This window comes from Mesorhizobium sp. B1-1-7, assembly GCF_006442705.1.
Taxonomy (GTDB): Bacteria; Pseudomonadota; Alphaproteobacteria; order Rhizobiales; family Rhizobiaceae; genus Mesorhizobium; species Mesorhizobium opportunistum.
The window spans coordinates 157,524-169,349 of record NZ_VFWQ01000009.1 but is presented as its reverse complement, the minus strand read 5'-3'; the positions used below and the strand labels follow the sequence as shown (position 1 = coordinate 169,349).

The window sequence follows — 11,826 nt, the reverse complement described above, 5'->3', positions numbered from 1 at the left end:
CTTGGCGCCGCATCTGCCCGAATCAAACTGCCGGAACCCTAGGGTCCCGGCAGCATCGCATTGCTTGGTTCAGGCGGCCAGACCTGGCCGGCCAAACCACTACTGGTTGAGCACGGCCTTTTCCGGATTGGGCGGGAAGGCCGGATCGGTCTTCTGGCCGCGCAGCAGCTGCTCGGCATAGATGAGCTGCAGGTCGTCCTTCGGATCCGGCGGCACATAGGCGGCCGAGCCCGAACCGGTCTTGCTCTCGTCGGCGCCCTTGATGTGGCCCTTGAGATCGGATTCGCCGCGCGTCAGGTCCCTGCCCTGCAGTTCCGGCGGCAGCGGCTGGTCGACCTTGATGTCGGGCGTGATGCCCTTGCCCTGGATCGACTTGCCCGACGGCGTGTAATAAAGCGCCGTCGTCAGCCTGAGCGCGCCATTCTCGCCGAGCGGAATAATGGTCTGCACCGAACCCTTGCCGAAGGACTGTGTGCCGACCACCGTGACGCGGCGCAGATCCTGCAGCGCGCCGGCGACGATTTCGGAAGCGCTGGCCGAGCCGCCATTGACGAGCACGATCATCGGCTTGCCGTTGATGTCGTCGGTCTGCTTCGGCTTGGCGTCGAAACGGGTGACGTCCTTCGGATCGCGTCCGCGCGTCGAGACGATCTCGCCACGCTTGAGGAAGGCATCGGATACGCTCACAGCCTGGTCGAGCAGGCCGCCCGGATTGAGGCGCAGGTCGAGCACATAGCCCTTGAGCTTGTCGTCCGGCACCTGCTTCTTGATGGTGTCGATCGCATTCTCGAGGTCGTCATAGGTCTTTTCGGTGAAGGAGGTGATCTTCATGTAGCCGATGTCGTTCTCGACCCGGAACTTGACCGCCTTGACCTTGATGATGTCGCGCACCACCGTAAGCTCGATCGGCTTGTCGGCGCCCTGGCGCAGGATGGTGAGCTTGATCGGCGTGTTGACCAGGCCGCGCATCTTGTCGACCGCGTCGTTGAGGGTCAGGCCACGAACCTCTTCGCCATCGATCTTGGCGATATAGTCGCCGGCCAGCACGCCAGCCTTGGCGGCCGGGGTGTCGTCGATCGGCGTGATCACCTTGACCAGGTCGTTCTCCATGGTGACCTCGATGCCGAGGCCGCCGAACTCGCCCTTGGTCTGCACGCGCATGTCCTGCGCCTGTTCGGCGTTCATATAGGAGGAGTGCGGGTCGAGCGAGGAAAGCATGCCGTTGATGGCGTTCTCGACCAGCGACTTGTCGTCGGGCGGCGTGACATATTGTGCCCGCACCCGCTCGAAGATGTCGCCGAAGATCGCGAGTTGCTTGTAGGTCTCCGACCCCGCAGCGTTCGCCGACGAGCCAGGAGCGCCATAAACAAGGCTCATGGCGGACGCGCCCATTAGCGCACCGGCAAACAGAAGCGACAGTTTCCGCATCATTTCACGTCCTTCCAGAAAAACGGTCCGCCCACCATGGGGCCGGATCGACGGGTTTTCCATCCTTACGGAACTCGACATAGAGTTCCGGCGTGGCATTTCCATTCTTCGAAACCGAGGTACTCGCCACCCGGGCTTCTCCCATCGCGCCGACCGGCTCTCCTGCGAGCACCGACTGGCCAGTCACGACGCTGATTCTGCTCATCCCCGCCAGAACGACATGATAACCGTCGCCGGCATTGAGGATCAAGAGTTGACCGTAGGAGCGAAACGGCCCCGCATAAAGCACATTCCCATCCGCCGGAGCGGTGACGATGGCTCCCGATTGTGTCGCAAGCATGTCGCCAAGCATCAAGGCGCCGCTACCGTCATCGGCGCCGAACCGGCGTTTGATTCGGCCTGTTACCGGCAGCGCGATCTGCCCTTGCAGCGCCGAAAAAGGAGCCGTCGCGGTGAGCCGGTTGCCTTCGGGAAGGGGCAGAGCCGCCAGGGACGCGGTCTTGTCGTCACCCGGCTTGTCGTCACCCGTCTTATCGTTACCAGTCTGGTCGGCACTGGCTGCCTTTGCGGCATCCGCGGCCTTGCGGGTCTTCTCGGCCTGCGCTTCGAGCGACGCGATCAGGTCCTTCAGGCTGCTGGCCTTGGCGGCGAGCGCCTCGGATTTCTGCTGCTCGGCCGCCATCTGCGCCTGCGTGTCGGCCTCGAGCTTCTGCTTGGCCTCCAGCAGCATGCCCAGCCGCTTCTTTTCCGCCGCCTGCTCGCCGACCGCCTCCGTCAGCCGCGCCCGTTCGGCCTCGATCGAGGCCGTCACCCGGGTTTGTTCCTTGAGGTCGGCCAGCAGGGCATCGGTCTGCTGACGCAATTCCGGCACCACGGCGCCGAGCAGGATGGCGCTGCGCACCGACGACAGCGCGTCCTCCGGCTTGACCAGGATCGCTGGCGGCGGATTCAGCCCCATGCGCTGCAAGGCACCCAGCACTTCGGCCAGCACGTCGCGTCGTGCCATGAGCGAGGCGCGGATCTTCTGCTGCTGGCTCTTCAGCCCCTCCAGCTTGGCGCCGATATCCTCGATGTCCTGGCCGAGCTTCTGTTCGGTCATCGCCGACTGGATCAACGCGGCGGTGATCGAGGCGTGGTCCTTCTTGACCGCGGCGATGTCGGCGGCAAGCTTGGCCAGCCGTTCCGACGACAGTGTTATTTCCTTGGAAACCTGTTCGTATTCGGCGCGGCTCTGGTCCGGATCGGGAGCCATGTCGAGCGTGTTCTCGGCCCGCGCCGCGTGGAGCGACAGAAGGATCGCCGCCGCCGCGATGCCGCCGCGCACGCGCCAAGGGCTGCGTGTTGACGAGCCCCCTGTTGACAGACTCAGTGTCGATTTCCAGCCTTCAGACATTCGCGATCGACTCTATCTGCGGCTTCGTTAACGAACCATCAACCATGTTAACGCGTGTCGCCCAAAGTTGCGCGGTGCTTTTGGAACAACGACATGCACAAGTGAAGCGGTTCCGACCGCGATCTTGCGCGGCATTGGGGCGGAATTCGGTGCGGAGCGGCGGCTTTCAAGATCTGTGATAGGGATGGCCCGACAGGATCGTCGCCACCCGGTAGAGCTGTTCCCCCAGCATCACCCGCACCAGTTGATGCGGCCAAGTAAGCGCGCCGAACGAGACCACCAGTTCAGCCTGCTCGCGCAGCGACGCATCGTGACCATCGGCGCCGCCTATGGCGAGCACCAGCGCCTTGCGCCCGCCATCGCGTAACTGGCCGATGCGATTGGCGAAATCCTGCGAGGAAAGGCTCTTGCCGCGCTCGTCGAGCAGGATCAGCGCCGTGCCGGGCTGCAGCTGCGCCTGCAGCCTGGAAGCTTCGTCGCGCTGGCGCTCGGTGGCGCCCTGCGCACGGCCCTCGGCGATCTCGGTGACGCCGGCGAATTCGAGCCCCACGGCAGGGCCGTTCTTGGCGAAGCGCTCGAAATAGCGCTCGGCCAACTCCCGCTCGGGGCCGGCTTTCATCCGGCCCACGGCATGAACTGAAATCTTCATCCCGCCTCTATAAGCCGCCAATGCATGTCACCCAAAGGAAATCCGGTTCTGGGCGACGACACAGGGCAGCTTAGTGAAGGGTCTCTTCCTCGAGATCCGGCGCCTGCCACATCTTTTCGAGATTGTAGAATTCGCGGACTTCGGGACGGAAGACATGGACGATGATATCGCCCGAATCGATCAGGACCCAGTCGGCGCCGGACAACCCCTCGACGCGCGCCGTGCCGAGCCCGGCATCCTTGAGCGCCTTGAGGAGATGATCGGCGACAGCCGAGACATGACGGTGCGATCGGCCCGACGCGACGACCATGTAGTCGCCGAGGCTCGATTTTCCCTGAATGTCGATTGAGACAATATTTTCGGCCTTGGAGTCTTCCAGACTGGCAAGGACTGTCTTGATGGCACGGGACACGGCGTCGTCTACGCTGATCCTGGCCGGCGAAGGCACGATATCGGCCTTCTTCCGCAGTGCTGTTCTCAGTGTATTTCCTTTCGCAGCAAGAACAACCAAATCACCCCAAAAGCGGGTGACACCACTTAGATAGGCAGAGTTCCGTTGCAGTTTCAAGACGGAACCCCAACTCACGCGAACTCGCTGGGCGCTCGGTTGTTCCGTGCGGCAGGCAAAAAGATCGGAACCCACGCGTCCAGCGGCGGTTATCGGCTGACCGACCAACCGGAATCCCGCCATGCCGATCGACCCGCAAGACACCCTTCTCACCGTCCAGGCCGGCCTGGCGCAGCTGAGTACGCTGATCGTCTCCTATTCGTTCTCCGCCATCGGCGCGGTCATCCTTCTGGTGGTCGGCTACATCATCGCCGGCCTCGGCGAGCGCTCGATCTTTGCCGGCCTCGGCCATATTCACGGCTTTGACCAGACGCTGCGGCATTTCCTTTCCAAGATCGTCCGCTACGCCATACTGGTCCTCGTCGTCATCATGGTGCTCGGCCAGTTCGGCGTTCAGACCGCTTCGATCATCGCCGCGCTCGGCGCCATTGGCCTGGCCATAGGCCTGGCGCTGCAAGGCACGCTGCAGAACATCGCCGCCGGCATCATGCTGCTGGCGCTGCGGCCGTTCCGCATCGGCGAATCCGTCGAGGTTGGCCCCATCGCCGGTTCGATCGAGGAAATCGGCCTCTTTGCGACAAAACTCAGGACCGCCGACGGCGTTTATATCCTGGCGCCCAACTCCACGCTGTGGAACCAGCCGGTGCGCAATTTCACCCGCAACGGCGTCCGGCGTGCCGACATCACGCTCAGTATCGGCTCGTGGAACGATATCGATCGGGCCCAGAAGGCATTGCTGGCGATCGCTGCCGCTGAGCGTCGGGTGAAGCGCCAGCCGGCACCGATCGCCTTCGTTGCGGCACTGGGCGACAGCACCGTCTCGATCACCTTACGCTACTGGACATCGTCAGCGGATTTCTTCGCCACCCAGGCCGATCTCACCAAGCGCGCCAAGCAGGAATTCGACCAGGAAGGCATATCGATCCCGCTGCCGGCACCGGAAGCACCGGCGCCGGAAGCCCGCCGGCAATAATCAATTGCTTCGAGGCCAGCCCTGTTCGTCTGGCGCATAGGCAAGTTCGACCGGCAGCGGCGCCTGCGCGGTCATCGGCGCGAAGCTGCCGGTCTCGGTGGCCGGCACGGGCCGCGTCGTGAACACGCGCAGCAGCACGAACAGGCAGAAGGCGCAGGCGATGACGATTGCCACATAGACGAAGGCCTGTGTGCCGAAGACGGCCGACAGCGCCGTGACGATGCCCGGCACGATGAAGCCCGACAGCGACCAGGCAAACAGGAGCGAGCTGGACAATGCCACCATGTCGTCCTTGCCGGCACGGTCGGCGGCGTGCGCGCTGGCCAGTGAATAGATCGATTCCGAGGCGCCGTCCCACAAGACATAGATCACCAGCAGCGCCGCCAGCGCACCGCCGTCGAACGCGAGCGCAAGCATGCCCGCCGCCGCGGCCAGCGCCGACGCCCCGATCAGCACATATCGGCGATCGGTGCGGTCGGAGATCCAGCCGAGCGGAAGCTGCAGGATCAGCGTGCCAAGCGGCATCACCGAAAGCAAAAGCGCCACATCGGCCTGGCTGTAGCCCTTGGCCGTGGCATGGATCGGCGCGAAGCCGGAAATCGACATCGACAGGCCGCCGACCGCCAGCATGCCGGCAACGCCGACCGGTGAAATCCGCCAGGCCCGGCGCAGCGCCACCGAGGCTGCCTGGGGCGCCGGCGGCTGTGCCAGCCGCGTCATGCCGACGGGCAGGATCGACAGGGCGGTGAACGCGATGCCGATCAAGGGCGCATCCGCGGCTCTGATGTCGATGAAAGCCAGCGCCGCATAGCCGACACCGAGCCCGGCGACATAGGCGACGTAGAAGAAGGCCATCACCCGGCCGCGTATGGCGTTGCCGATGGCGTCGTTGAGCCAACTCTGCGCAACGATGAACAGGCCGCAAATGGCAAAGCCGTAGAGGGCGCGTGCCCCGATCCACGGCAGCGGATGCGGTCCGGCGCCGATGGCGGCATTGGACAGCGCAATCAGCGCCGACAGCACCATGAAGGCACGGGCATGACCGACCCTGCGCACCAGCGGCCCGGTCAGGATGCAGCCGGCGAGACCGCCGGCCGACAGGCCGGTGACGATCAACCCGGCCCAGGTCGGGTCGAAACCTTCGGCACCGAGCCGCACCGGTATGTAAGCGAACATCAGCCCGTTGCCGATGGCGATCAGCGCCATCGAAACGATGACGCTGGCGATCGCGATCAGCGGCGTCGGCGCGCTGCCCTGCTCCGGATCGATGGTGGTCTGGTGCTTCGCGAGAGTGGCCATGTTCAGACAAGATCGCCCACTCCGCGGCGAAAAGCCCCCGCAAAAGCGACATCGGCGGTGCGAGACCCTATCCCTTTGCCATCCGGCGGATCGCGCTCGACGACAGCGACGAGCGCGGGCCGTGGATGAAGGTCCAGGCCGGCGGTTTCATGCGCGCAAGCCGCGGCGCGTCGCCCTCGTCGACGCGGGCATAGTCGAAGGTCTTGGCCACGACCGACGACAGGAACGACAGCGTCGCCCCCGGTCGGTCGATGACTGCGATCGGGAAGGTCAGCACGATCTCGCGCCAGCGCTGCCAGTGATGGAAGTCGCGCAAGCTGTCGGCGCCCATGATCCAGACGAAATCGACGCCGGGATTGCGCGCCTTGACCAGCGCCAGCGTGTCGGCGGTGTAGCGCACGTGATGCGCCGCCTCGAAGGCGGTGACCTTGATCTTCGGGTTCTTGGCGATCCGCTCCGACAATTGCAGCCGCTCGGTCAGCGGCGCCAGTTCGCGCGTGTTCTTCAGCGGATTGCCCGGCGTCACCATCCACCACAACTGGTCGAGCGCCAGGCGCCTCAGCGCAATCTCGGCGACCAGCGCATGGCCGGCATGCGGCGGATTGAACGAACCGCCGAACAGACCGACGGCCAGTCCCTTTTCGGCATGCGGCATTTTGAGATAGGCGGAGGGTGCTGGGGGTGGGGAAGGAGATAGCATCGCGCTAGGCACCCCCCTCTGCCCTGCCGGGCATCTCCCCCGCAAGGGGGGAGATCAGCAATTTCGGCGAAGAGGTAAATCTTGCAGCGCTGAAGATTGGCGAAATCCGAAATGCCAGCCAATCTCCCCCCTTGCGGGGGAGATGTCCGGCAGGACAGAGGGGGGTGCCTGGGCGCAACGCTTCACGCTCTAACGACAAAAATCGTCACGGCCTCACCTGTCCCGACCCGCGCACGCGGTATTTGAACGATGTCAGCTGTTCGACGCCGACCGGTCCGCGCGCATGCATCTTGCCGGTGGCGATGCCGATCTCGGCGCCCATTCCGAACTCGCCGCCATCGGCGAACTGGGTCGAGGCATTGTGCAGCAGGATCGCCGAATCGATCTCATTGAAGAACCGCTCCACCGCTTTCGCATCCTCGGCGACAATCGCCTCCGTGTGATGCGAGGAGAAGGTCTCGATATGGTCGATCGCACCGCTGACGCCGTCGACCAGCTTCACCGCGATGATGGCGTCGAGATATTCGGTCACCCAGTCGGCATCATCAGCCGGCTTGGCGTCGAAAAACAGCTTCAGCACTTCGGCATCGGCATGGATCTCGCAGCCGGCGGCACGCAGCGCATCGAGGATCGGCACCAGATGCGTCGACGCCACGGCACGGTCGACCAGCAGCGTCTCGGCGGCGCCGCAGACGCCGGTGCGCCGCATCTTGGCGTTGACGGCGATCCTGACCGCCATGTCGAGATCGGCCGAGCGGTCGATGTAGAGGTGGCAGATGCCTTCGAGATGGGCAAAGACCGGCACGCGTGCTTCGCTCTGCACCCGCCCGACAAGGCTTTTGCCGCCGCGCGGGATGATGACGTCGAGCGTGCCGCCAAGCCCCTTCAGCATCTCGCCGACAGCGGCGCGGTCGGTGGTCGGCACCAGTTGGATGGCATCTTCCGGCAGGCCGGCCGCCTTCAGGCCTTCGACAAGGCAGGCGTGGATCGCGGAAGACGAACTGAGCGAATCCGAGCCGCCGCGCAGGATCACCGGATTGCCGGCCTTGAGGCAGAGCGCGCCGGCATCCGCCGTCACGTTCGGGCGGCTCTCATAGATGACGCCGACGACGCCGAGCGGCGTACGCACGCGCTCGATCTGCAGGCCGTTCGGCCGCTCCCAGGCGGCGATGACGCCGCCGACGGGATCCTTGAGTTCCGCGATCTCGCGAATCCCTTCGGCCATGGCATGGATACGCACCGGATCGAGCTTCAGCCGGTCCATGAAGGAAGCGGATAGCCCGGACTCATGGCCATTCGAGACATCGATGGCGTTGGCGTCGAGAATCTCCTGCTCGCGGGCGACGATCGCCTTGGCCATTGCGAGGAGGGCGGCATTCTTGGCGGCGGTGGTGGCGATGGCCAGCGGCCGGGCGGCAGCGCGGGCACGGCGGCCGATATCGGCCATCAGCGCCACGGTGTCGTCCCCGGATTTTTCATGCAGTTTCAGCATGGCTCATCCTCCGCTTGTGTCGTCTCCGGCGTGATTGACCACCAAATCGTCGCGGTGGATCATCGCCGAACGCGCTTCGTAGCCGAGAATGGTTTCGATCTCGGCTGTCTTCAGGCCAGCGATCCTTACGGCATCGGCGGCATCGTAGGCAACCAGTCCGCGCGCGATCTCGCGGCCCTCTGGCGACAGGATCGCCACGGTGTCGCCCCGCGAGAAATTGCCGCTGACCAGCTTGACGCCGGCCGGCAGCAACGATTTGCCGGACAGCAGTGCGCCGATGGCGCCGGCATCGACCGTCAGCCGGCCGGCCGGCTCGAGCTGGCCGGCGATCCAGGTCTTGTAGCCCTTGACCGGATTGGCGCTCGGCCGGAAGAAGGTGGCGCGTTCGCCGCGCTCGATCGCCATCAGCGGCGACAGCCGCGTCCCCGATGTGATGATCATCGCCGTGCCGGCGGCCGTGGCGATCTTGCCGGCATCGAGCTTCGTGCGCATGCCGCCGCGCGACAGTTCGGAAGCGGCGGCTCCCGCCATGGCTTCGATATCGGATGTGATGCGGTCGACCACGGGGATGAACTTGGCTTGCGGGTCGCGCGCCGGCGGCGCGGTGTAGAGCCCGTCAATGTCGGAGAGCAGCACCAGGAGGTCGGCGCCCATCATCGTGGCGACGCGCGCGGCCAGCCGGTCATTGTCGCCATAGCGGATTTCGGAGGTGGCGACCGTGTCGTTCTCGTTGATGACCGGCACCGCCTTCATCTTGAGCAATGTCGAGATCGTCGCCCGCGCATTGAGATAGCGGCGGCGTTCCTCTGTGTCGCCAAGGGTCAAGAGAATCTGGCCGGACTTCAGGGCGCCCTTGCCGAGCGCATCCGACCAGGCGCCGGCGAGCGCGATCTGTCCGACGGCGGCCGCGGCCTGGCTTTCCTCGAGCTTCAGGGCACGCTTGCCGAGGCCGAGGATTGTGCGGCCAAGCGCGATGGCGCCGGACGACACGACGAGGATTTCGGCGCCGCCATTGGCCAGCACCGCGATATCGTCGGCAAGCGAGGCCAGCCAGTCGCGCTTCAGGCCCGCCGCGCGATCGACGAGCAATGCCGAGCCGATCTTGACGGTGATGCGCCGGTATTTCCTGAGCGACTGCATGCCTTACTTTTCCCAGCGCGTCTCGACCACGGGAAGAGCTTGCGCGCGAGCCTCGGCAATCACCGTCATCAGGGCGCGCTGCACCGCCTCGACACCTTCGCTGGTGACGGCGGACAGAAGCATCGGTGCACGGCCGGCGGCGCGCTTCAGCGAAGCGACCTTCTTCTTGCGCTGCTCGGCATCGAGCGTATCGACCTGCGAAAGGGCCAGGATCTCGGCCTTCTCGATCAGGCCATGGCCATAGGCATCGAGCTCGGCGCGCACGGTCTTGTAGGCTTTGCCCGGATTTTCTTCCTGCGCCGAGACCAGGTGCAGCAGCACGCGCGTGCGCTCGACATGGCCGAGGAAGCGGTCGCCGATGCCGACGCCTTCATGCGCGCCTTCGATGAGACCGGGAATATCGGCGATGACGAATTCGCGCGCGTCGATGCGGGCGACGCCGAGGCCGGGATGCAGCGTCGTGAACGGATAGTCGGCGATCTTCGGCTTGGCCGCGGTGACGGCGGCCAGAAATGTCGACTTGCCGGCATTGGGCAGCCCGACAAGGCCGGCATCGGCGATCAGCTTCAGCCGCAGCCAGATGTTGAGCTCTTCGCCCGGCAGGCCGGGATTGGCGCGGCGCGGTGCCTGGTTGGTCGAGGTCTTGAAATGCTGGTTGCCGAAGCCGCCATTGCCGCCCTTGGCGAGCAAGAAGCGCTGGCCGACGACGGTCAGGTCGCAGATCAGCGTCTCGTTGTCCTCCTCGAACACCTGCGTTCCGGCCGGCACCTTGAGCGTGACGTCGGCGCCCTTGGCCCCCGTCATGTTGCGGCCCATGCCATGGACACCGGTCTTGGCCTTGAAATGCTGCTGGTAACGATAGTCGATCAGCGTGTTCAGCCCGTCGACCGCTTCCAGCCAGACATCGCCGCCACGCCCGCCATCGCCGCCGTCCGGCCCGCCGAACTCGATGAATTTTTCGCGCCGGAACGACACCGAACCGGCGCCCCCGTCACCGGAGCGGACATAGACCTTGGCTTGATCGAGAAATTTCATGGATCGCAGTTTCTTTATTGGCCTTGCGGCATTGCTCTAAACCTTAGGCCTTGCTCTAAACCAAGGCGCGGCCAAGGGCGAGGCCGTTTTGTGACAATGGCCGCATGGGGTTGGCCGGAGATGGCGGAATGAAGCTTGTAACCTACAACATCCAGTACGGCGTCGGTCTCGACGGGCAGTACGATGTCGGGCGCATCGCCGAGGCCGTGCGCGACGCCGACGTCATCGCGCTGCAGGAGGTTACCCGCAACAATCCGAGGAACGGCGGACGCGACATGGTCGCCGAGATCGGCGAGGCGCTGCCCGACTACTTTGCCGTCTATGGCAGCAATTTCGAGGCCAATATCGGTTCGCGCATCGAGGACGGGCGCGCCATCACCACGACCTTCCAGCTTGGCAACATGGTGCTGTCGAAGACGCCCATTCATCTGTCGCGCAACCTGCTTCTGCCGCGCAGCCGCAGCTTCGAGATGATGAACTTTCAACGCGGCGCGCTGGAAGCGCTGATCGAGACGCCGCTCGGTTTCATCCGCTTCTATTCCATCCATCTCGATCACCGCAGTCCGGTCGAACGCGCCAGCCAGATCCAGTTCCTGCGCCAGCGCCTCTTGAACTACGCGCTCGAAGGCGGCGCATTGTCCGGCGTCGCCGAGATCGGCCTGCCGGAATTGCCGCATCCGGAAGCCTTTGTCGGCATGGGCGATTTCAACATGCTGGCCGGCTCGCCCGAATATGTCGAACTCGCCGGCCGCCCGGACCATGAATTCGGCATGCCGTTGACCGCCGACTTTGCCGTCGATGCCGCTGTGCGCCTCGATGTGGCCGATCTCGCCACCTGGGTCGATCCCAAACGGCCCGAGGATGCCAGCCGCCACAAGCGCATCGACTATATCTTCACCAGCGCCTCGCTTGCTCGATCCCTGAAGCGCCTGTGGGTCGACCGCCAGGCGGTCGGCTCGGACCATTTGCCCGTCTGGGCCGAACTGGGCTGACTTAGGCTTCGTTCAAAACCTTTGGTTTGCGGCACGCGCCGAGATGGGGCGAGATTCAGGTCAGGCCGAGTCGAAAACGATGGTTTCCGAGAACCGGAGCGGAGCGGACATGAAGTCCGTGAGCACCGGAAGCGCAGAAAACCATCGTTTGCAGGCC

General features: G+C 64.7%; 11 protein-coding genes. 2 read left to right on the top strand and 9 right to left on the bottom strand.

The annotated features are described in order from the left end of the window. Window positions 1–99 precede the first annotated feature (99 nt). The 4 genes from FJ978_RS17155 to rsfS all read right to left on the bottom strand — a co-directional run bounded on the left by FJ978_RS17155 (window position 100) and on the right by rsfS (window position 3,918). The gene (locus tag FJ978_RS17155) at window positions 100–1,431 is read right to left on the bottom strand and encodes a S41 family peptidase (protein ID WP_023777611.1); all 1,332 of its coding nucleotides are present in this window, start codon (window positions 1,429–1,431) and stop codon (window positions 100–102) included. 1 nt (window position 1,432) lies between these two features. After that, a complete protein-coding gene (locus FJ978_RS17150; protein WP_181176852.1) occupies window positions 1,433–2,821 on the bottom strand; it encodes a murein hydrolase activator EnvC in 1,389 nt (462 codons plus the stop codon). A gap of 166 nt (window positions 2,822–2,987) precedes the next feature. Next, complete coding sequence (gene rlmH, locus FJ978_RS17145) at window positions 2,988–3,470, bottom strand: 23S rRNA (pseudouridine(1915)-N(3))-methyltransferase RlmH (protein WP_140573037.1); 483 nt, start codon at window positions 3,468–3,470, stop codon at window positions 2,988–2,990. A gap of 70 nt (window positions 3,471–3,540) precedes the next feature. Then, window positions 3,541–3,918 carry a ribosome silencing factor gene (gene rsfS, locus FJ978_RS17140; RefSeq protein ID WP_023777607.1) on the bottom strand — a complete coding sequence of 126 codons (378 nt, stop codon included), beginning with the start codon at window positions 3,916–3,918 and terminating at the stop codon, window positions 3,541–3,543. A gap of 241 nt (window positions 3,919–4,159) precedes the next feature. Between rsfS and FJ978_RS17135 the strand changes: the two genes are divergently transcribed. Next, complete coding sequence (locus FJ978_RS17135; RefSeq protein ID WP_140573036.1) at window positions 4,160–5,011, top strand: mechanosensitive ion channel domain-containing protein; 852 nt, start codon at window positions 4,160–4,162, stop codon at window positions 5,009–5,011. On the opposite strand, the gene FJ978_RS17130 is transcribed toward FJ978_RS17135, so the two are convergent. From FJ978_RS17130 to obgE, 5 genes are all read right to left on the bottom strand, one after another. After that, a complete protein-coding gene (locus tag FJ978_RS17130; protein ID WP_140573035.1) occupies window positions 5,012–6,310 on the bottom strand; it encodes an MFS transporter in 1,299 nt (432 codons plus the stop codon). It abuts the gene before it with no gap. 67 nt (window positions 6,311–6,377) lie between these two features. Further along, window positions 6,378–7,010: a nicotinate-nucleotide adenylyltransferase gene (locus FJ978_RS17125; RefSeq protein WP_181176853.1), complete on the bottom strand. Its 633-nt coding sequence runs from the start codon at window positions 7,008–7,010 to the stop codon at window positions 6,378–6,380. 205 nt (window positions 7,011–7,215) lie between these two features. Continuing rightward, window positions 7,216–8,502, bottom strand: a complete 1,287-nt coding sequence (locus FJ978_RS17115; RefSeq protein WP_140573032.1) for a glutamate-5-semialdehyde dehydrogenase — start codon at window positions 8,500–8,502, stop codon at window positions 7,216–7,218. A 3-nt stretch (window positions 8,503–8,505) separates the two neighbouring features. Continuing rightward, entirely contained in the window at window positions 8,506–9,642 is a 1,137-nt protein-coding gene (gene proB, locus FJ978_RS17110) for a glutamate 5-kinase (RefSeq protein WP_140573031.1), read from the bottom strand. Window positions 9,643–9,645: 3 nt separating this feature from the next. Further along, complete coding sequence (gene obgE, locus FJ978_RS17105) at window positions 9,646–10,677, bottom strand: GTPase ObgE (RefSeq protein WP_140573030.1); 1,032 nt, start codon at window positions 10,675–10,677, stop codon at window positions 9,646–9,648. Window positions 10,678–10,805: 128 nt separating this feature from the next. Here obgE and FJ978_RS17100 point away from each other — a divergent pair, with 128 nt between their 5' ends. Next, window positions 10,806–11,669 carry an endonuclease/exonuclease/phosphatase family protein gene (locus tag FJ978_RS17100; protein ID WP_140573029.1) on the top strand — a complete coding sequence of 288 codons (864 nt, stop codon included), beginning with the start codon at window positions 10,806–10,808 and terminating at the stop codon, window positions 11,667–11,669. Window positions 11,670–11,826 lie beyond the last annotated feature (157 nt).

Coding starts and splice junctions, on each gene's coding strand:
- FJ978_RS17155 (WP_023777611.1), bottom strand. CDS start 1,431: ATGATGCGGAAACTGTCGCTTCTGTTTGCCGGTGCGCTAATGGGCGCG.
- FJ978_RS17150 (WP_181176852.1), bottom strand. CDS start 2,821: ATGTCTGAAGGCTGGAAATCGACACTGAGTCTGTCAACAGGGGGCTCG.
- rlmH (WP_140573037.1), bottom strand. CDS start 3,470: ATGAAGATTTCAGTTCATGCCGTGGGCCGGATGAAAGCCGGCCCCGAG.
- FJ978_RS17135 (WP_140573036.1), top strand. CDS start 4,160: ATGCCGATCGACCCGCAAGACACCCTTCTCACCGTCCAGGCCGGCCTG.
- FJ978_RS17130 (WP_140573035.1), bottom strand. CDS start 6,310: ATGGCCACTCTCGCGAAGCACCAGACCACCATCGATCCGGAGCAGGGC.
- FJ978_RS17125 (WP_181176853.1), bottom strand. CDS start 7,010: ATGCTATCTCCTTCCCCACCCCCAGCACCCTCCGCCTATCTCAAAATG.
- FJ978_RS17115 (WP_140573032.1), bottom strand. CDS start 8,502: ATGCTGAAACTGCATGAAAAATCCGGGGACGACACCGTGGCGCTGATG.
- proB (WP_140573031.1), bottom strand. CDS start 9,642: ATGCAGTCGCTCAGGAAATACCGGCGCATCACCGTCAAGATCGGCTCG.
- obgE (WP_140573030.1), bottom strand. CDS start 10,677: ATGAAATTTCTCGATCAAGCCAAGGTCTATGTCCGCTCCGGTGACGGG.
- FJ978_RS17100 (WP_140573029.1), top strand. CDS start 10,806: ATGAAGCTTGTAACCTACAACATCCAGTACGGCGTCGGTCTCGACGGG.